Below are 20,575 nucleotides of genomic sequence, written 5' to 3'. Positions count from 1 at the left end.
CGTTATTTCATATTCTCGACAGATATCTGCACGAGACTTTCCATTTTCATAAAGCTTTACTAGTTGTAATTTGAATTCTGTTGTAAAAGTTCGACGTTGACGTGGCATAATAGCAGGCTCCCTTTAGGTTAGTATGTTTAGTCTACTAGCCCTTATAGTATCTGTCCAACTTAGTGTAACCGATTCATTTTTTAGCTCTTCCGACTAATAATAGAGTAATAAATTGGAAATAGCAAAGCCAGTACTTATGGAAAGAATAAGCAGTATCTTTCTTTTATAAGCTCTAACACTTCTTCTGGCATTTCTCTAATTTTAATATCTGTGCCAAGGAAAAGTAACCAATTTGTGAATTCAATCAGGTCTTCTGTTTTATTTACATTAATAAAAGTTTTTAAAATTGCTGTCGTTTGGTAAGGATTCGTATAGGAAATTGAAACTTTAAAAGGATGATACTTTTTGTACTGGGAGATTGCTTTAGGGCCTATTTCAAGGACAAGGTTGAATACTTCTTCCTGATGCCTTAATTTTTCTAAAATCTTTTTCCTACTTACTCTTTTTTTCGAAGGATAGACAATGACATCGGTGAGATTGTCGACAGGAAAAATTTGTTTTCTTTCTTCCTTTAAGTTAAAGCCTTCAATCATCCAAACGCTTTTTTCTTTATAAAGGTGCAAAAGATAAATTGGATAAGTTTTCACGCCATCCTCTTCATTCATGGTAATCTGTAAATAGTTTTCCAAAAGTAAGATTTGAATGAGTTTTTCCAACATAGGGTGGGGGAGATCAGATAGCTCCAGTAAATCAGGATTATTTGGATTGGTTCCTTCAAATAGTAAAATTTGATTTAACAGAACAAGATCATCTTGTTGATTTTTTGAAATTAAGCCGAGTAATTTTTCAGCTAAAGATTGTCGGCTTGTTAGATAGGGAAGTTGTTGATTTCTTGTGGCCATAAAGGCAATAAAAAGGGCTTTCACTTCATTATCTGTAAACCGAACTTCGGGAAGGACAGAATTGTGCATGACAAAATAGCCCCCATCCCTGCCAACTTCAGCAACAAGTGGCATCCCCATCGCCTCAATTTCTCGAATATCTCGAATAGCCGTCGAACGAGAGATGTTGAATTCTTGTATGAGTTCAGAAATTGTAAAATGGGCGCGGTTGTTTATATACCGCATAATAATATTAATTCGTTCAACTTTTTTCATTTCGGCTCCTAAACAGTATCATTTTTTGACATGATTTAAGCTTATCATAAACGTATCAAGTGAATGAGTCAAAATCATTTGATTAATTTTAAAAAAAGGAAGGTTATGAAAATGGAAAATTACAAATTAGAAGAAAAAGAAAGTTTTATCGTTTTAGGTTTTGGAACTGAGTTAAAAAGCAATTACACAGATTTTGCCGGTTTTAACAAAGAAAAAGCAGATTTTTGGAAAAATTTCAGCGAAGATGGAAAACTCGATGCATTAAAAGCCATCGCTACGAATGATTACATTTTTGCAGTGAATGAGGCGGTCAATAACAAGATGATGTATTATGCTGGCGTTATAACAGAAGAGGAGGCACCGGAATTAGGCGAATCGAGATTAATTCAATTCCCTAAAGGGGAATACCTCGTTGTAAAAGGCGAAGGAACGTCTATTAATGAATTGAATAACCAACTGACAGGCATTGCCTTTGGTCAAGTCTTGCCAGAAGCAAAGGATTTTGCCTATGTCGGTGGACCAAATGCAACGGTTGAGATGGGACAGCGCGATGGAATTGTTTTTGGCGAAATTTGGATTCCTGTCGTCAGACGATAAAATTACCGGAGGGATGGAAATGACTTCTATTGTTGATTTTAAAAATGTGTCTACAATTGGATTAGAATCTTCACCTGTAGTAGAATCATTAGCTGGTTTACGTGCTAATGAAGCCCGTTACTTTATGAACAAATACAAGCATGAATTTACGGTTGTTCCAGCTAGTGAAAGCCAAGAAACCCTTGATTATGTGAATCGAATTTTAAAAGAAGAGCGGGATATCGAGTTTGCAGCGAAGCCATTAGAAACATCACAATTTCAAGTGGAAAATATTAAGTTTGCCTACGTCTTCTATGAAGATGGTCTTGCGATCAACGTTATGTATACAGTGGATGACCCAAAGAAACGAGCGGTTGGTTTTAAACTTTCGGAAGGGATGGAAATACCGAAGGAGTTAGAAGGAAAGTTTAAATTTGCCAGACAAAAGTCCAAATTAGCTGGAACGATTCGAGGATCGTTTTTTGTCATTAAAGGGGAATATTAATAGACTATTTTAATTATTAATCGTTGTTTTTAGAAATTCGATTATGATTATATGCTACGGTTAAAGAGCCCAATTCCACAGGTGAAATTGAGCTCTTTTTTTTGTAGAAAATTTGGAATAGCGTGGTTCGATTTTTATGAAATTACCACAGTTCTTATATCTATTTTCATTTTGGGAGAATGAATAATTTGATAAGGTATTCTATTATTTGCATTTAAAGTATAATTTTATTAGTTACATAAATAGGAAAGAAAAGGGATGGAATATGACGTTACAACAATTAAAATATGTGATAGAAGTAGCTCGAAGTCGCTCAATTAACAAAGCAGCGCAAAATTTGTTTATTAGTCAACCTAGCCTTTCCAATGCTATAAAAGAGTTGGAGGAGGAAGTAGGGATAACAATCTTTTTGCGATCAAATAAAGGGATTTTGATTACGCCTGAAGGGTCAGAATTTTTAGGGTACGCTAGGCAAGTCGTTGAGCAAGCAGAACTTCTTGAAAATCGATATACGAATACAAGATCTCCGCAACAACACTTTTCAGTATCTGCTCAACATTATGCATTTGCGGTAAGTGCCTTTGTACGTTTATTAAAAGAATATAGTCCAGAGGAGTATGAATTTAGTTTACGTGAAACGAAGACATATGAAATCATTGATGATGTCAAGAATCTACGAAGTGAAATTGGTATTTTATATGTGAATGAATTTAATAAAAAGGTTATTCACAAGTTTTTACGGGAAGGAAATTTACAATTCCATGAGCTATTTACAGCAAATCCCCATGTGTTTATTAGTTCAGCAAATCCGCTATCTAGAAAAGACTATGTAACATTATCCGATTTAGACCCTTATCCGTATTTATCCTATGAGCAGGGAGATTACAATTCTTTTTATTTTTCAGAGGAGATTCTTAGCACCCTTTCTCGACCGAAAAATATCCGGGTGACGGATCGGGCAACTTTATTTAACTTACTAATCGGTTTAAATGGTTATACCATTTCAACTGGGGTGATTAGTCACAAATTAAATAGTAAAGACATTATCGCTGTACCTTTAAAGGTGGATGAGCAAATCCATGTTGGCTATATTACCCATAAAAACGTCACAAATAGTACGTTGGCTCATACGTATATTCAATATTTAAAAGAATCGATCGAAGAAGAGCTGCAGTAGTTATAGTTAAAAGCTATAGCAAGAAATAGATTTTATGTGTTACGTTATAATAATTTCCCTATGCTACACTTACTTTACATCAAGCGAATAAAAGGAAAGAGGGAGATTACATTATGACAAAAACACTTATAAAGGCTCCATTTAGAGCAGATCATGTCGGCAGTTTATTACGCCCAGAAAGAATTCATAAGGCAAGAAAGAATTTTCAAGAAGGCAATATTACAAAGCAAGAATTACATGCAATTGAAACAGAAGAAATTAAAAAAATCGTCGATAAGCAAATTGAAGTCGGCCTACAAGCTGTTACAGATGGAGAATTTCGCCGAAGATTTTGGCATACGGATTTTCTCGAACATTTAAATGGAGTAGAAGGATATGTTCCAGCTCATGGTTTCGCCTTTAAAGGGGAGGAAACGGAAAGATACGATGTGCGGGTAATCGGCAAAATTTCCTTTAACCCGGATCACCCACATATAAAAGATTTTATTGAGTTTAAAGACATTGTCGGTGATCGAGCAGTTGCAAAACAAACAATCCCTAGCCCAAACCAATTGTTTAATGCCGGTATTCGAAATGTAGAAATTTATCCAGATATTGAAGAATATACAAAGGATATTATCCAAACATACCGCGATGCGATTAAAGCTTTTTATGATGCAGGTTGCCGTTATTTACAATTAGATGATGTATATATTGCAGGGTTGAACGCGCCTGAAATTCCATTTAATGATAGCGGCTATTCTCGTGAAGAATTAATCGACTTAGCTCTTCGTGTTGTAAATGGAGTACTAGAAGATAAACCAGAAGATCTTATTATAACGACTCACCTATGTCGAGGAAACTACCGTTCTAAATGGGCGTTTGAAGGAAGTTATGCGAAAATTGCCCCAACTTTATTTGCAAAAGAAAAAGTAAACGGATTTTTCTTGGAATATGATGATGACCGTTCTGGAGATTTCGACCCGTTAAAATATATCCCGAATGGTGGACCGCAAGTAGTACTTGGCGTGTTCACATCAAAACACGGAGAATTAGAAGATAAGGAAAATATTAAAGCGCGAATAGAAGAAGCAACAAAATATGTACCATTAGAGCAATTATGTATTAGTCCACAATGTGGATTTGCCTCTACTCATCACGGAAATATTCTGACTGAGGATGAACAATGGGCAAAGCTGAAGTATATTGTCGATATTTCGAAAGAGATTTGGGGTTAAAATTTAGGCGAACAACTTTAACAGGTTGTTCGCCTTTTTTGTGGCTTAAAGTACTTATGTATTCAAATCAGTAAACCTAATCATTATCACTTTAATAAGCCAGTTCATACGATAAATAGGTAATGGCGTATGAAAGGAGTAAAACATGGGTGACGTATTATCTTTACTGCTATTAGGCTTTGCAGTTAGTCTTGATAGTTTTACAGTTGGGTTAACATACGGAATGCGAAAGGTTAAAATACCGTTAAAATCGTTCTTTATCATCTTTTCTTGCACTTTCATCATTTTATTATTGGCTATGGGAATCGGTTCGATAATCGAATTGTTTATATCCTATGAAGCTGCAGAAAGAGTAGGCGGGATTATTTTAGTAGTTATTGGGATATGGGTTCTATATCAATTTTTCACGTCCGACAGTACTTCAAAATTAAGTAAAAAGGAAATAAAAGTTATTGAATTTGAAATGAAACGATTAGGACTAATGATAAAAATATTAAAAAAGCCGACAGAAGCAGATTTTGATCGTTCGGGAAGTATTAGTAGTATCGAAGCGTTGTTTTTAGGGCTAGCATTGTCATTAGATTCTTTCGGTGCTGGTATTGGCGCGGCGTTGATTGATTTACCTCCGATTTTATTTTCTATCGTCGTAACGGTTTCGAGTGTTATTTTTGTCATAGTAGGCATCAACATCGGTTTAATATTTAGAAAGATGAACTGGGTTAAAAAACTTTCTATTCTACCAGGTATTGCCCTTATATTAATCGGGTTATTTAAAATGTAATAGAAGAAACTATATGTTTTAAAAAGTGCTGTTTTAGAAGCTAGTATTCAATCTTCTAGAGCAGCCTTTATTACTATGTAAAACATATTGTTCCTTTCTAAGTAGAGAAAATGTACTTCTATACTAGGCATTTATTCTATATTCCATTTGAAAATAATCTCACATATTTATCTTTCTCATACATATAATTTATTGTACGTTACAGAAAGATGGTTGCGATAAATGAAAGATAGATATAAAAGTAACTAGTCATTTTGAAAATAGTTAGGAATCAGAAAGTCATTTTTTTAAGGGAAATTTGAGTGAAAGGATAGCATCCTTCTGTCTTACTAGAAATCATAAAATGTTAACAGAATAGTTTCATTTGCCATGAGATAAAACGAAATACATGGATATGGGGGATATTTTTATGAATGCAACAGAATTTTACCGAGAACCTGTTCAAAAAGTAATGAATGAACTAGAAGTAAACCATCTAGGATTAACGGATTATGAAGTGCGAACAAGACAGAAACAATATGGATACAATGAAATTGAAGAGAGCGAACGAAAAAGTGCAATTCAAATTTTTCTAGAACAGTTTAAAGACTTTTTAGTCATTATTTTAATGGTTGCCGCTGTTATTTCTGTATTTTTAGGGGAAGTACAAAGTTCCATTGTCATTTTAGTTGTTGTCATTTTAAATGCTATACTTGGCACTGTTCAACAAATTAAAGCGGAAAAATCATTAGATAGTTTAAAAGAAATGGCAGCCCCTGTTGCAAAAGTACTTCGAAATGGACAAGTTACTGAAATCCCTTCAAAGGAGGTTGTCGTTGGGGATATTCTTGTTTTAGATGCCGGTGATTATATTAGTGCAGATGGTCGAATTATTGAAAGCCATAGTTTACAAATTAACGAAAGTTCTTTAACAGGCGAATCACTGCCAATCGAAAAAATGACACAAGTTATTAATGAAAGAGAAGTAGCACTTGGGGATAAAATAAATATGGTTTTCTCAGGTAGTTTTGTTACAAATGGCCGCGGTAAAGCAATTGTAACGTCAATTGGTATGAATACTGAAATTGGTAAGATAGCAAATTTACTAGATAGTGCTAAAGAAAAGAAAACACCCCTTCAAGTAAGTCTTGAACAATTTGGAAAGCGTCTTGCCATTGGAATTATTATCATCTGTTTAATTATTTTTGGCTTGGATATTTTACGTGGTCGCGAGCTTGTTGATTCATTTATGTTCGCAGTTTCCTTAGCAGTTGCGGCTATTCCGGAGGCATTAAGTTCGATTGTAACCATTGTGTTGGCATTTGGAACTCAAAAAATGGCAAAGGAAAATGCCATTGTCCGTAAACTCCATGCGGTTGAAAGTCTTGGTAGCATTTCAGTAATCTGTTCAGATAAAACGGGGACATTGACTCAAAATAAAATGACAGTCCAAAAGGTATTAATTAACGATGAAGTTATTCAACATGACCAATTACAAATTAGTAACGAACTTCATCATACATTTCTGCATATGGCTTTATTATGTAATAATTCCGTTACGTTTAGCGATCGGGAAATTGGAGATCCAACAGAAATAGCTCTAGTACATTTAGGAAATGAATATAACATCGATGAACTTCATATTCGCAAGCAGTTTGAACGTTTTGATGAAATACCTTTTGATTCGAACCGTAAGTTAATGAGTACTGTTAATCGAGTTGGCAACCGAACTATTATGATTACAAAGGGAGCTGTAGATGTACTGCTTCCCCGTTTGGTGAAAATTAGAACTTCTCAAGGAGTATCCAATATTACTTTCAAACAACTAGAAATTATTAAACAAATCAATAGTAATTTTTCTAACGAAGGGTTACGAGTACTCGCATTAGCTTATAAAGAAGTGAATTCAACTAAAATTGGCAAAAAAGACGAAAATGGATTAATTTTTATTGGTTTAGTCGCAATGATGGACCCGCCGCGAGAGGAATCAAAACAAGCTGTTGCAGATTGTATTAAAGCAGGAATCAAACCGGTGATGATTACGGGAGATCATAAAATAACGGCAGCTGCCATTGCAAAACAAATCGGCATTTTAAAAGACCCTTCTGAAGCAATTGAAGGTAAAGAAATTGAAAATTTATCAGATAAAGAATTAAGAGAACAAGTTGAAAACTACTCCGTTTACGCACGAGTATCACCGGAACATAAAATACGTATTGTTAAAGCTTGGCAGGAAAAAGGGAATGTCGTGGCAATGACTGGCGATGGTGTCAATGATGGTCCAGCATTAAAACAAGCTGATATCGGGGTAGCAATGGGAATAATGGGCACAGAAGTTGCCAAAGATGCCTCATCGATGATATTAAGCGATGACAATTTCTCAACGATTGTTAAAGCTATTTCCAACGGTCGTAGTCTTTACGAAAATATTAAAAATGCCATTAAGTTTTTATTGTCTGGAAATGCAGGAGCGATATTAGTAGTTTTATACGCAACACTTTTTGCATTACCTTCTCCATTTGCACCGGTACACTTATTATTTATTAACCTACTAACAGATAGTTTACCAGCGATCGCAATCGGTTTAGAACCCCATAGTAAGAAGGTGATGGAAGAAAAACCTCGAAAAATACATGAACCTTTATTAAATAAAAGCTTTGTTACTCAAATAGGATTAGAAGGATTACTTATTGCTGCTGTCACGATTATCGCTTTTCAAAGAGGGTTAGCAACAGGTGATACGATGGTTGCCAGCACGATGGCCTTTGCCACATTATGTTTATCAAGATTGTTCCATGGCTTTAACTGTCGTTCAAGAGAATCGCTATTTAAAATTGGCCTATTCTCGAATCTTTCGGTGTGGATTGCCTTTCTTATCGGGTTTGTACTATTGAATGTTGTGTTAATAGTAGGATTATTCGATGTAGCAATGCTAGACCAACTGCAATTGTTAACCATTTATGGGCTAGCAATTGTACCATTAATAATTATTCAGCTTCATAGATTATTCTTTAAAAAATAGAAACAAAGCTATTTAAAAGTGGATACGTTTATCATTTAAAAAGATGGTCGAATTGAACCATCTTTTTATTATTATTTATAATTAGATGAATGAAAAAGAACTCCATAATTGTTTGGGTTCCCTTGTTCCGATTTAAGTTTTTTCACCTATTAACTATACGCTTTATACTAATGGAAAGGCTGAACTTCCTCCAATGTTTTAAAAAGAATATCTCTTTCAGGAGTGTAAACAGCCACTTTTACGTTTGGTCCCCAATAGAAAAGTCTTTCTTGACATATCCCACAAGATGTTAGAATTTTAAATTCAGATTTTTCATTATCTCTTACTACACAAATAGAATGGGTAATTTGAGTATCAAGTTTATGAGCTTCTAATATAGCTCCTGTTTCAACCATAATTCTGTTGAAGCATTAATAATTTCAGGAGCGACACTTGTTAAGATTTTTCCGTCTGTTGTGTACATTGCCGCAGCTCCGCCCCAACCTATTGGGTATCTTTTCTCTATTAGTGCTACTGCTTCTTCATATAATCTTTTTTCTATATTCATGTTAACACCTCAAATAGCATCTAAATGTTATAAGTCTACTCATTTGGAAAATAATGATAGAACTAGTTTGCCAAAGGTGGTGTCCATTGAGAACGAATAGCTTTCAAATGACTGCAACACATTGGTACACAACATAATAATAGGAGAGAGCTCAAATCCGATTACTTCTTCAAGTCGAGTTACAACAATTTGCTCCTAATCAATAACTTACGAGTATCTGATTTTTTGACGTTTCTCATGACTAGTCACAGACATCTTTTCTGAGTACTAAAAACAAATCTTGTTCATTTCAACAATACCTTCAAATTATCAATTTGAAAGAAAACTGTGAAATTATGGTTAACATTATCAATTTACCTTTCAATTACTTTATAATAATTGGAAGGGAGTGATATTTGAATGCTCGTTATAATGAAAAGAGAAGAGTTCGATTCTTTAGCCGATGAAGCTTTATTTCATGCTTGCTTTAAACCATTAATATTGGAGTATAAAAAAAGAATGGCTCAAGAAAATAGCACGATGGAAAAAGTACATTTTTATAAAGAACTAACGTCTGGGCAAAAAGCGTTGTTTGTTTTTCATATATATTATGATCATGCAATTGAATCTGTAATTGAGTTCTATTGGTGGAGTGCTTATTTTATAGCTCAACCAAAAATTTGGTCTGCAATTAAAACTGGACTACAGTTTTTTGGGGAAGGGACCATGTACCAACTTCTAGAAGAAACGGAATCGGTTCTTAAAAGATATAGCGGGCCTAGCAGTCTGGAAAAGTTTGTTGTTAATCGGGAGGACCTGAACAATAATAAGGAACTTTCGAAATCGATTCAACCTTTGTATTCCAAATTTAATGAAATAGCTAATCTTACGATAAAGAGAATAAGTGATTTTATTCGATTCAACCATGAATACTTCGTAAAAATTATGGACTAAAACTTTTCGTAAATCGGGCACCATATTGTCAAAACGGTGCTCGTTTTGTTTTTAGAAAATGATGGGGAATAACTGGTTATTAAACTGTTCCATAAAGCTTATAGAGAGGGGGAGAATAAGTATAAAATATTTATCACTTTACATACCCTCTGCGGGTATGTTATGATGAATGCAAGTTAGGAGGGTGAATAGATGGATAACTCAGTGAAAGCAGAAGCTTGTCATACTGATGATAATAGTACCTCTTGTCGAAAAAGTCATCATCCAGAACGTGTGAAAAAGGATTTGACAACTCGATTAAATCGTATAGAAGGTCAAATTCGAGGCATTAAAGGTATGATAGAAAAGGACGTATACTGTGATGATGTGATTACTCAACTTTCCGCCACACAATCTGCATTAAATAGTGTAGCAAAAATTCTTTTAGAAGGACATATAAAGGGTTGTGTAGTAGATCGGCTTTCAGAAGGTGATAATGAAGTAATCGACGAGTTAGTTGTAACGATACAAAAGTTAATGAAAAAATAAATTTTTTTAAACGAAACATACCCCTATGGTGTATTCAAAAGACATGAAAAGGAGAAGATACTATGAAAAATGTAACATTAAACGTGCAAGGTATGTCATGTGGACATTGTGTTAAAGCTATAGAGGGAAGCGTTGGTAAATTAGAAGGTGTTGACCAAGTAAGTGTGAACCTTGACGAAGCTTTAGTGGATGTTTCCTTTAATGAATCTCAAGTTTCATTAGAGCAAATTAAAGAAACAATTGAAGAACAAGGATATGATGTAGAGTAAGAGTGCTTTCGTAGCACTCTCTCATTTTCATTAAATTATACCCTATATAGGTATAAAGAGAGGTGTAAAAGTTATGAGTACTGAAGCAAGTAAAGTAAAAGAAGCGAATATCCAAATTACAGGTATGACTTGTGCAGCGTGTGCGACACGTATTGAAAAAGGGTTAAATAAAATGGAAGGTGTTGAACAAGCATCGGTCAATTTAGCTCTTGAGAAGTCATCCATTAAATATGATCCGACAAAATTGAGTGAAGCTGATTTTGAAAGGAAAATCGAATCACTTGGATACGGTGTTGTGAAACAAAAAGCGGAGTTTGAAATTACAGGAATGACTTGTGCAGCGTGTGCAACACGCATTGAAAAGGGACTAAATAAATTGGATGGCGTTGCAAGAGCAAATGTCAATTTAGCCCTTGAAAAAGCAACGATTGAATTTAATCCTTCAGAAGTAACTATTGCGGATATCGTTGCAAAGGTCGAAAAACTTGGTTATGGTGCACACCAAAAGCAAGATGAAAAGGAACAGATAGATCACCGTGAAAAGCATATTAAAGATCAACAACGTAAATTCGTCATTTCAGCGATTTTATCTTTACCATTATTATGGACGATGGTCGGTCACTTTTCCTTTACAGAGTTCTTATATGTACCTAATTTCTTAATGAATCCATGGGTTCAACTTATTTTAGCAACCCCCGTACAATTTATAATAGGTAAACAGTTTTATGTTGGTGCTTATAAAGCACTTCGTAATGGCAGCGCCAATATGGATGTACTCGTTGTTATGGGTACTTCAGCAGCTTATTTTTATAGTGTCTATCAAGCTATTATTACAGCAGGAGAACATCACGACCCACATCTATATTTTGAAACAAGCGCGGTATTAATTACATTAATATTGTTAGGGAAATTGTTTGAAGCAAAAGCAAAAGGTCGTTCATCGGAAGCGATTAAAAAATTAATGGGGCTTCAAGCGAAAACAGCCATCGTTATTCGTGATGGAATAGAAAAAGAAGTTCCGTTAGAAGAAGTTGTAATAGGTGATACAATTTTAGTGAAACCAGGTGAAAAAATTCCAGTTGATGGTGAAGTAGTAGAAGGAACAACAGCCGTTGATGAATCGATGTTAACAGGCGAAAGTTTACCAGTGGATAAAGCAGCAGGTGACCTATTATACGGCTCAACAATTAACAAAAATGGTTTTATTAAAATGACAGCAACAAAAGTTGGACGTGACACGGCTCTAGCACAAATTATTAAAGTTGTTGAAGATGCACAAGGGTCTAAAGCGCCAATCCAACGTTTAGCCGACAAAATTTCAGGAATTTTTGTACCAATCGTAGTGGGGATTGCTATCCTTACATTCCTAGTTTGGATGATTTGGGTTCAACCAGGTGAGTTTACACCAGCACTTGAAGTATTAATTGCAGTATTAGTTATTGCATGTCCATGTGCCCTTGGATTAGCAACACCAACTTCCATTATGGCAGGTTCAGGTCGGGCGGCAGAATTTGGTATTTTGTTTAAAGGTGGGGAGCATCTAGAACAAACACAAGGCATCGATACAGTAGTAGTCGATAAAACAGGTACTGTTACACATGGTAAACCGGTGTTAACAGATGTATTAGTAGCAAAAGGTCAAGACGAAGAAACATTTTTATCATTGATTGGTGCAGCTGAAAAACAATCGGAGCACCCATTAGCACAAGCGATCCTTCAAGGTATTCAAGAGAAAGAGATAGAACTTGGGAACATTCAGTTTTTTGAAGCGATTCCTGGTTTCGGTGTGCAAGCAACCGTCTCGGGTCAAGGAGTTGTTATTGGTACACGTAAACTTATGGAACAATACGGAATTAATGTTACGTCTGTTCTACCAGCAATGGAGGAATTGGAGAAGAACGGTAAGACAGCAATGCTAGCTGGTATTAATGGTCAGTACGCTGGCTTAGTTGCTGTCGCAGATACGATTAAAGAAACCTCTCGTGAAGCTGTACGTCGATTACAAGAAATGGGTATTAATGTCATCATGATGACAGGTGACAATGAACGAACTGCCCAAGCAATCGGTAAAGAAGTAGGTGTCGATGCAGTCATTGCCGAAGTGCTTCCTGAAGGTAAAGCAAATGAAGTGAAAAAACTTCAACAGCAGGGGAAAAAGGTGGCAATGGTTGGTGATGGTATTAATGACGCTCCGGCATTAGCTACAGCTAATATTGGGATGGCTATCGGTACAGGTACAGATGTGGCAATGGAAGCAGCAGATATTACACTTATTCGAGGGGACTTAAATAGTATTGCTGATGCAATTTTAATGAGTCGTAAAACGATGAAAAATATAAAGCAAAACTTATTCTGGGCTTTTGCTTATAATACGATTGGAATTCCAATTGCTGCAGCAGGATTTCTTGCCCCTTGGGTTGCTGGAGCGGCGATGGCGTTCAGTTCCGGGTCGGTAGTTTTAAATGCATTACGTTTACAAAGAGTGAAATTAAAAAAATAAAATGGGAAATAACACTTATTAATGCGTCTAGTGTCAGCAAAATTATATACCTTACCAATGTATGGTAGAAAAAGGAAGGAGGGGTTATGTGGAGGGCGAGAAAATCAAAATTGCTATTAATGGGGGAATCGGCTTCGGAGCAAAACTAAACGCCAAACAACTTGCAATGATTTCAAGTTATATGGACGAAAGCGAAGAAATAGAGTTAACTACTTTCCAGCAACTTTATATTGAAATACCTGAAAATAAAAAAGAAGAAATTATCGAAGAATTTCAACGTGTTGGGTTAGTTTGTTATCCGGTTGGCAACTTTGTAAAGAGCTTAAGAACTTGTAACTTTTGCAAGGGAGAAGAAGAAGAAGGAATGCCTGTAGCAAAAGAGTTAAATCGACGTATTGCTGGAATGGCTGTACCTTTTACTTTAAAAGTTGCCTATACGGGTTGTCCGATTGGTTGTGGCGAACCTATGTTAAGCGACATTGGTGTAATGAAAATAAGAAACCGTTACAATTTATATGTTGGAGGAAAAGCCAAAGGGAAAGACGCTGAGGTTGGTTCTTTACTTTTAGAAAATATAACACCCGACGAATTATATAAAGCAGTAGAAAAGATTATCGCTATTTATTCAGAGAAGGGAAAAAAACGGGAAACGTTTTATAAATTTTTAAAGCGAATAGGTAGAGATCAATTAATAAGTTAAAACAACTATCTATTGAAAATGGAATAAAACGAGTTGTATAAATGATTAAAAAAGTAGGGGGAAGTAGAATGGCAAATAAATTGATGATGGGTATCATTTCTTTAACAGCAGCATTAACACTTTCTGCATGTGCTGGAGATAATAATGAAGAATCTACTGAAAAGCATAATTCCCATGAAAATACAGAAACAACTGAAACAGAAAACCATGATATGGAAGGGATGGACCATTCCACAATGAATCATTCTAGTGATGGTGAAATTCCTGAAGGATTACAAGAAGCAACAACACCAACTTTTCCAATAGGAAGTAAAGCAATGATTAAAGCAGATCATATGGCTGGGATGGAAGGAGCTGAAGCAACGATAGTTGGTGCTTTTAATACTACGGTATATACAGTATCTTTCACTCCGACAAATGGTGGTGAGCCGGTAAATAATCATAAATGGGTCATTCATGAAGAGCTAGAAGGAGCTGGAGAATCTCCGTTAGAACCAGGTGTACAAGCAAAGATTAAAGCTAAGCATATGGAAGGGATGGACGGAGCTACAGCAACAATTGATTCCGCTGAACAAACGACTGTCTATATGGTCGATTACACTTCTACAACAGGTGAAGAAGTAAAGAACCATAAATGGGTAACAGAAAGCGAACTATCACCAATTTAATAATCGATTTGAAATGTACCTTGATCTATTTTTCAAGGTGCATTTTATCTTTTAATAAATTAAATAGGGAAAACCATTAATTATACTTATTTCATATTCGTTCAAAATAGTTGAATCAGAGCAGGTAATTTAATAAATATATAGAAATTAAAATTAAACATAAATAGGAGGGGTTCATGTGTTAATTAAGCCAAAAAAATTGCAGCCGGGAGACAAAATTGCGACGGTTAGTCCTTCTTGGGGTGGCGCAGGTGAACCAGCACTAAGATGGCGATATGAACAAGGTGTTAAGAGGTTAGAGGAAGTTTTTAGATTAAAGGTTATACCAATGCCCAATAGTTTGAAGGGAGGAGACTATCTTTATAAACATCCGCAAGCTCGTGCTGAAGATTTAATGACGGCGTTTAAGGATAAAAGTATACGAGGTATCATTGCAAATATTGGTGGAGAAGATAGCATTCGTTTACTACCCTATATTGATTTTAATGTTATACGTGAAAACCCGAAAATTTTGATGGGTTACTCGGATGTGACCATCTCACATTTATTTTGTTACAAAGGGGGAATATCTTCTTTTTATGGTCCCGCAATCTTAACCGATTTTGCTGAAAATGTGGACATGGATCCTTATACGGTTGAGATGGTAAATCGAACTCTCTTCTCAAATGACGTTATTGGTGAAATTCAACCAGCGAACCATTGGACAAGTGAGCATTTAGAATGGATAGAAGAAAATAAAAACCGTCGCCGTACAACAAAGAAAAACTTAGGTTACGAAGTACTACAAGGATCAGGTGTAGCACGAGGACGTTTGATAGGTGGTTGTATTGAAGTTTTAGAGTTTGCAAAAGGAACAGAAATTTGGCCGGAGAAAAAGTACTGGGAAAATAGCATCCTTTTCTTTGAAACATCTGAAGAAAAAACGGAACCGCATCTTATAAAATATTGGTTGCGAAATTATGCTGCACAAGGTATTTTACAAAAAACAAACGGAATCATTTTTGGAAAGCCGCAGGATGAGAAGTACTATGATGAATATAAGGAAGTCATTCAAATTGTCATGAAGGAAAATGATTTGGTAGATTTGCCTGTTCTTTATAATTTGAATTTCGGACATACTGAACCGAAATGTATTTTGCCATATGGTGCATTGGCAGAAATTAATTGTAATAAGAGGACTTTCACCATTTTAGAAAGTGGAGTGGAATGAAGTTAACTAAAAAAGAGAAATAAAGGTGATAAAATGAAATTCCGTTTATTAGGTGAAAGTACGAAAGTAGAAATCGATATCATTTCTAGGGAATATCCGAATAGTACGGATTACTGGGATGGAAATTGGGTTAATTCAAAAGTAAAGGTTGAAATTCCAGGTTATTATGTTGATTTTAATGCTAGTTTAAGAACAGATGATATTAGAGATTTTGTAAATGAATTGAAGTTGATGAAAAAGAATTTATCAGGAAAAGCAATATTGAAAAACTTAGATGGTTTTATACATTTTGAAGGTGAAATGAATAAATTAGGTCATATAAGTTGGTCTGGAGAGACATGCTATCCGGTAGGAAGTGGTGCGGTACTTACCTTCGAGTTTGTATCAGACCAATCATATTTAGAAAGCTTCATAAAAGAGTTAGAGGATATTAGTTATATGTTTCCGGTAATAGGTAAACAAAATTAGTTATATAACTAACTAGAGGGAGCAATTCTTTAATAAGAAGGTGATTTTCTATTAAAGATTAAGATAATGATATGTTGAAAATATAATTAGTAAATGTGGGGGATAGGAACAATATAAGAAAGTGTAAAGTGGTGTTAAAACTAGAGGTGAATATAAACAATGAAACGATTAATGTTATTTTTATTGGGACTGATATTATTTTTAACTTCTTTGCCAATTGGATCAAAAATGATAATGGAGCTTATACATAATCAAAGAATGGTTGGACTCTACACGATTACAAATGTAAGCAAAGGGTTTCCTCCTACGGATACGACTTTTTATTTCAACGATCATACTGTAGAAATAGAGGAAACGATAAAGGAAAGCAAAAGTTATATAGACCCCTATAAATTTAAAATTGGCATTGCAGATTTATCTGTAAAAGTAGATGGAAAGGTAATAGATACATTAAAAGAATATCCAATAAGGATAGAAGAAGAAGGGTTAAATCGATACTATGGTGAGCTTGCTTATTTAACTTTAGAAGATAAAAAGAAGGATAAAACTCAATTTATTGTGCTTTTGAAGAAAACAAGAGAATTGAAAAAAGAAATGCCGAATGGAGATATTGTTGGCTCGGTTTCAGATGAAAAATTAATGTACAGTCTCTATGCATTAGATGAAGGTGGGTCATTAAGCCATGATTCTTTTAGTTTTACAAAACGTAATGCGTTACAAACAGAACTACTAAATGCAGGGAATGTGGGTCCTCATACAGTTGGTTATTATACAGATGCTTGGGAAGGTATTCCTACGTTATTTTTCCCTTTCATATTTCCATTTTTAACTTTAATAGTCGGATTCATATTATTATTTTTCTTTTTTCCATATAGAAAAAAATATAAAAGTTTATGAACCGGATTTTAGTTTCTCTACTACAAAGTAAAATCCGTCTATAGAATACTATCAAGGTCCGATATCTTTTTATTTCTTAAAATCTCTTCTTCTATTGACATTTAGCAAATCCGTGCTAGAATGATATATGACTTTACCGCGTTGAAGCGTTGAAGTTTAAAGCGTGAAATTATATCATCTAGGAGTAAGCAAATGTTTTCTATTGAGGCAAAAACTAAACCGTCAGTATTCGAATCATTATTCATTTTAATAATCGTTATTTCAATCATTTCTATTTCGATAGGAAAGTTTGGTGCTACACCACATATCCCTATTCTATTATCTATTATTCTTCTCATTTTTTACGGTTTGCTAAAACGCGTGCCATTTAAAGTGTTGGAAGAAAGTATGAGATCTGGAGCCATTTCAGGAATAGGAGCTATTTATATTTTTCTTTTAATAGGTATACTAATTAGTAGCTGGATTTTAAGCGGTACAATACCAACGCTTATATATATAGGTTTTTCTCTCGTATCGGCAAGTTTCTTCTATGCGATTGTATTTATCATTACTGCGATTATTGGTACAGCAATTGGTAGTTCATTGACGACTGTAGCGACGATTGGGGTTGCTTTTGTAAGTATTGCAGGAGCCATTGATGCATCGCTTGTCTTGACGGCTGGCGCTATTGTATCTGGAGCGTTTTTTGGCGATAAAATGTCTCCATTGTCAGATACAACCAATTTAGCTGCAAGCATTGTCAATATTGATTTATTTGAACATATTAAAAATATGAGTTGGACAACGATTCCTGCGTTTTTCATTAGCGGTGTCCTATATGCAACTTTATCCCCTTCAGTAGAAGGAGTAGATAACACGACAATTGTGTTCTATAAGGCTAGTTTACAAGATGCAAATTTTGTGCATTGGTATGCCATTGTACCACTGCTCGTCTTGATTGTTTGCACATTCAAAAAAGTGCCGGCATTTTTAACCCTTATTGTTAGTTCCCTTGTAGCACTTTTCTTATCAATTTTTCATACTTCTTTATCAGTTAGTGATTACTGTGCAATTTTATTTAGCGGATATGTTTCTGAAACAGGGGTTGAAGTAATTGATTCACTCTTAACTCGTGGTGGTATCAGTAGTATGTTCTTTACAATTATGCTTGTGGTGCTAAGCCTCAGCATGGGTGGATTATTGTTTGCTTTAGGTATTATTCAAACATTGCTAAACAAAATTGAAAATTTATTAAAATCAGTTGGTGCATTGATTACAGGGACGGCCTTTACTGCAATTGGTATTAATATAGTAGTAGGAGAACAGTATTTATCCATTTTATTAACAGGGGAAGCCTTTAAGAAACAATATAGAGAACTAGGCTTACATCCGAAAAATTTAAGCCGGGTAATGGAAGATGCGGGTACAGTCGTTAATCCGCTTGTTCCTTGGAGTGTTTGTGGTTTATTTATTGCCTCAATGCTTAACGTTTCTGTGATCGACTATTTGCCTTATGCTTTCTTTTGCCTATTAAGCCCAGTTCTTACCATCATATTTGGATGGTTAAATCTGACAATATCAAAAAACGAAACAAATTAACATTCGTAGTACAAACCAAGGCCATGGTTTGTACTACTTTTTTATAGAAGAAGCGATGGAAAGCCGATTTGCAGCTAGGATTATTTAGAATTTATAATTTAAAAAGATCAACTTCACCCCTTATTTAAACAAACTAAAAGCCATTATTGACCGAGAGAATATATGCTCTAAAAACTATAACTAAACAGGGATTTACATAGAAAAGATTGGTGAAGTAGATGGTTTACATGGAGAATTTTAAGTAAGGTTTTATAAAGGCACTATTAGAAGTTTTAGAACCATAAATAATACGGTTATTCAACAATTTGGCGCTTTCCTTGAATAAGGAATGTGCTTTATTCAATTAAAGGGCCATATAATGAAGTAACTCATTATCAATGTACATGGATAACTATGTTAATTTATATATAGGGCTCTATAAATAAAATTTATTTTACCGCGCTGTAATTCGGGTATATGGTATATTATGGGTAAATTTAATAAGTTTGGAGGAATTATGAAAACTCTAGTTGGTTTTTTCCTGTTATTATTGAGTAGTTTTTTTATCGGGGGAATTACTATTCATAATTCTATAATAGGTAATAGCATATTTAAAATAATAGGTGTTATATGTTTAGTAGACTTTTGGAAAACACTTCCGAATAAAAATAATAATTTGTATTAAAGCTAAACACTATTCAATTACGCTTTCCTTGAATAAGGAGAGCGTCTTTCTTTTGAGTTTGGTAATGGTGTTAACACAGTAGCTCTTATTAATTAGTGATTTTGAAAAGGGTAAAAAACGAAGCTGTTTAAAATGATGATCATAGGGTAAAAAATGTACGAGAGATTAGTTTGAGAAAGTTTGTAAAGTGTGAAGCTTTTTGAACTTTTTAATCTCTAGGTTTAAATATTTACAAGACAGGAGATGGTTATAATGAAAAACCAACATCTAACCGATCCACGTAAAAAATTTTATACAGAAAAATTCCCAGATCAAGAGCAGAACACTCCAGCGCTGCAGAGTAAAATGATTCCTAAACCTGACTGCGGAGAAGAATCATATAAAGGATACAATCGTCTGGAAGAACGCAATGCTTTGATTACCGGTGGCGATTCCGGAATTGGACGTGCCGCCGCCATTGCCTATGCACGTGAAGGTGCAAATGTGGCCATCCAATTCTTCCCTGGTGAAGAAGAAGATGCGAACGAAGTCAAAGATTTAATTGAAAAAGCAGGCAGAAAAGCATTACTGTTGCCGTATGATTTGCGGGAAGATGGCACAGCGACAGAGATTGTTACAAAAACGGTGGAAGCTTTTGGCGGTTTGGATACGCTCGTATTGAATGCTGCGCAACAAATTGCACAGCCAACCTTAAAAGATTTAACACTCAAACAAGTGCATGATACTTTCAAAGTAAACATCATCAGCATGTTTGAGACCGTAAAAGCTGCTGAAGAGCATCTGGAACCAGGAAGTGCGATTATTACTACCACATCGGTTCAATCTTTCAATCCATCCGCCTCTTTAATGGACTATGCTGCTACAAAAGGTGCAATCAGCAATTTTACGATAAATCTTTCCTCGTACTTTGCTTCTAAAGGGGTGCGTGTTAATGGGGTTGCACCAGGGCCAATTTGGACACCGTTGCAGTTGGATAACGGACAATTGGAAGGGAAAATTCCTGAGTTTGGCCAAAATACTCCTCTTGGTCGTGCGGGACAGCCGGTAGAGCTTGCGCCGGTATATGTTCTTCTAGCCTCTGATGAAGGGAGTTATATTACAGGTCAGATTTATGGGGTGACAGGTGGCGAGCCAATCAGCTTGTAATC

General features: G+C 35.1%; 19 protein-coding genes and 1 pseudogene. 17 read left to right on the top strand and 3 right to left on the bottom strand.

All coding sequences use genetic code 11. The features are described 5' to 3' along the window. Both ACH0B5_RS13740 and ACH0B5_RS13735 read right to left on the bottom strand, forming a co-directional pair. Positions 1–108: transposase (locus tag ACH0B5_RS13740; RefSeq protein WP_406927970.1), on the bottom strand; the 108-nt coding region annotated here is incomplete at its 3' end. Positions 109–245: 137 nt separating this feature from the next. Next, a complete protein-coding gene (locus ACH0B5_RS13735) occupies positions 246–1,208 on the bottom strand; it encodes a helix-turn-helix transcriptional regulator (RefSeq protein ID WP_406927969.1) in 963 nt (320 codons plus the stop codon). 105 nt (positions 1,209–1,313) lie between these two features. Between ACH0B5_RS13735 and ACH0B5_RS13730 the strand changes: the two genes are divergently transcribed. The 6 genes from ACH0B5_RS13730 to ACH0B5_RS13705 all read left to right on the top strand — a co-directional run bounded on the left by ACH0B5_RS13730 (position 1,314) and on the right by ACH0B5_RS13705 (position 8,465). Continuing rightward, a complete protein-coding gene (locus ACH0B5_RS13730) occupies positions 1,314–1,805 on the top strand; it encodes a GyrI-like domain-containing protein (RefSeq protein ID WP_241559351.1) in 492 nt (163 codons plus the stop codon). 19 nt (positions 1,806–1,824) lie between these two features. Further along, on the top strand, positions 1,825–2,289 hold the full coding sequence (locus tag ACH0B5_RS13725) for a phage tail protein (RefSeq protein WP_406927968.1): 465 nt from the start codon (positions 1,825–1,827) through the stop codon (positions 2,287–2,289). 265 nt (positions 2,290–2,554) lie between these two features. Beyond that, positions 2,555–3,466 (top strand): LysR family transcriptional regulator, encoded by a 912-nt coding sequence (locus ACH0B5_RS13720; RefSeq protein ID WP_122972778.1) that lies wholly within the window; start codon positions 2,555–2,557, stop codon positions 3,464–3,466. 113 nt (positions 3,467–3,579) lie between these two features. Then, positions 3,580–4,683 (top strand): 5-methyltetrahydropteroyltriglutamate--homocysteine S-methyltransferase, encoded by a 1,104-nt coding sequence (locus ACH0B5_RS13715; RefSeq protein WP_122972777.1) that lies wholly within the window; start codon positions 3,580–3,582, stop codon positions 4,681–4,683. A gap of 145 nt (positions 4,684–4,828) precedes the next feature. Continuing rightward, positions 4,829–5,464, top strand: a complete 636-nt coding sequence (gene ytaF / locus ACH0B5_RS13710; RefSeq protein ID WP_122972776.1) for a sporulation membrane protein YtaF — start codon at positions 4,829–4,831, stop codon at positions 5,462–5,464. 409 nt (positions 5,465–5,873) lie between these two features. Beyond that, positions 5,874–8,465 (top strand): calcium-translocating P-type ATPase, PMCA-type, encoded by a 2,592-nt coding sequence (locus tag ACH0B5_RS13705; protein ID WP_341362063.1) that lies wholly within the window; start codon positions 5,874–5,876, stop codon positions 8,463–8,465. A gap of 167 nt (positions 8,466–8,632) precedes the next feature. On the opposite strand, the pseudogene ACH0B5_RS13700 reads toward ACH0B5_RS13705, so the two are convergent. Next, a pseudogene (locus tag ACH0B5_RS13700) lies at positions 8,633–9,012 on the bottom strand (cytidine deaminase). 399 nt (positions 9,013–9,411) lie between these two features. Between ACH0B5_RS13700 and ACH0B5_RS13695 the strand changes: the two are divergent. The 11 genes from ACH0B5_RS13695 to ACH0B5_RS13645 all read left to right on the top strand — a co-directional run bounded on the left by ACH0B5_RS13695 (position 9,412) and on the right by ACH0B5_RS13645 (position 20,573). Beyond that, entirely contained in the window at positions 9,412–9,945 is a 534-nt protein-coding gene (locus ACH0B5_RS13695) for a hypothetical protein (RefSeq protein WP_122972773.1), read from the top strand. Positions 9,946–10,137: 192 nt separating this feature from the next. Continuing rightward, complete coding sequence (locus ACH0B5_RS13690; protein ID WP_122972772.1) at positions 10,138–10,473, top strand: metal-sensitive transcriptional regulator; 336 nt, start codon at positions 10,138–10,140, stop codon at positions 10,471–10,473. A 62-nt stretch (positions 10,474–10,535) separates the two neighbouring features. Next, positions 10,536–10,742, top strand: coding sequence for a copper chaperone CopZ (gene copZ, locus ACH0B5_RS13685; RefSeq protein WP_122972771.1), 207 nt, complete (start codon positions 10,536–10,538; stop codon positions 10,740–10,742). A gap of 73 nt (positions 10,743–10,815) precedes the next feature. Beyond that, the gene (locus ACH0B5_RS13680; protein ID WP_406927967.1) at positions 10,816–13,242 is read left to right on the top strand and encodes a heavy metal translocating P-type ATPase; all 2,427 of its coding nucleotides are present in this window, start codon (positions 10,816–10,818) and stop codon (positions 13,240–13,242) included. Positions 13,243–13,330: 88 nt separating this feature from the next. Next, the gene (locus ACH0B5_RS13675; RefSeq protein WP_341362065.1) at positions 13,331–13,942 is read left to right on the top strand and encodes a nitrite reductase; all 612 of its coding nucleotides are present in this window, start codon (positions 13,331–13,333) and stop codon (positions 13,940–13,942) included. A gap of 68 nt (positions 13,943–14,010) precedes the next feature. Further along, positions 14,011–14,610, top strand: coding sequence for a YdhK family protein (locus tag ACH0B5_RS13670; RefSeq protein ID WP_122972768.1), 600 nt, complete (start codon positions 14,011–14,013; stop codon positions 14,608–14,610). A 178-nt stretch (positions 14,611–14,788) separates the two neighbouring features. Next, positions 14,789–15,820, top strand: a complete 1,032-nt coding sequence (locus ACH0B5_RS13665; RefSeq protein WP_406927966.1) for a S66 family peptidase — start codon at positions 14,789–14,791, stop codon at positions 15,818–15,820. Positions 15,821–15,853: 33 nt separating this feature from the next. Further along, a complete protein-coding gene (locus tag ACH0B5_RS13660; RefSeq protein WP_122972766.1) occupies positions 15,854–16,288 on the top strand; it encodes a WapI family immunity protein in 435 nt (144 codons plus the stop codon). A 159-nt stretch (positions 16,289–16,447) separates the two neighbouring features. Further along, positions 16,448–17,185: a hypothetical protein gene (locus ACH0B5_RS13655; protein WP_341362066.1), complete on the top strand. Its 738-nt coding sequence runs from the start codon at positions 16,448–16,450 to the stop codon at positions 17,183–17,185. Between the two features lie 192 nt (positions 17,186–17,377). Next, positions 17,378–18,763 (top strand): Na+/H+ antiporter NhaC, encoded by a 1,386-nt coding sequence (nhaC, locus tag ACH0B5_RS13650; protein WP_341362067.1) that lies wholly within the window; start codon positions 17,378–17,380, stop codon positions 18,761–18,763. 916 nt (positions 18,764–19,679) lie between these two features. Beyond that, positions 19,680–20,573 (top strand): SDR family oxidoreductase, encoded by an 894-nt coding sequence (locus ACH0B5_RS13645; RefSeq protein WP_406927965.1) that lies wholly within the window; start codon positions 19,680–19,682, stop codon positions 20,571–20,573. The last annotated feature ends 2 nt before the right edge of the window (positions 20,574–20,575 follow it).

The organism is Ureibacillus sp. 179-F W5.1 NHS (genome assembly GCF_045369345.1).
Taxonomy (GTDB): domain Bacteria; phylum Bacillota; class Bacilli; order Bacillales_A; family Planococcaceae; genus Ureibacillus; species Ureibacillus halotolerans.
The sequence above is the reverse complement of the archived record's forward strand: the minus strand, read 5'-3'. Positions and strand labels throughout refer to the sequence as shown.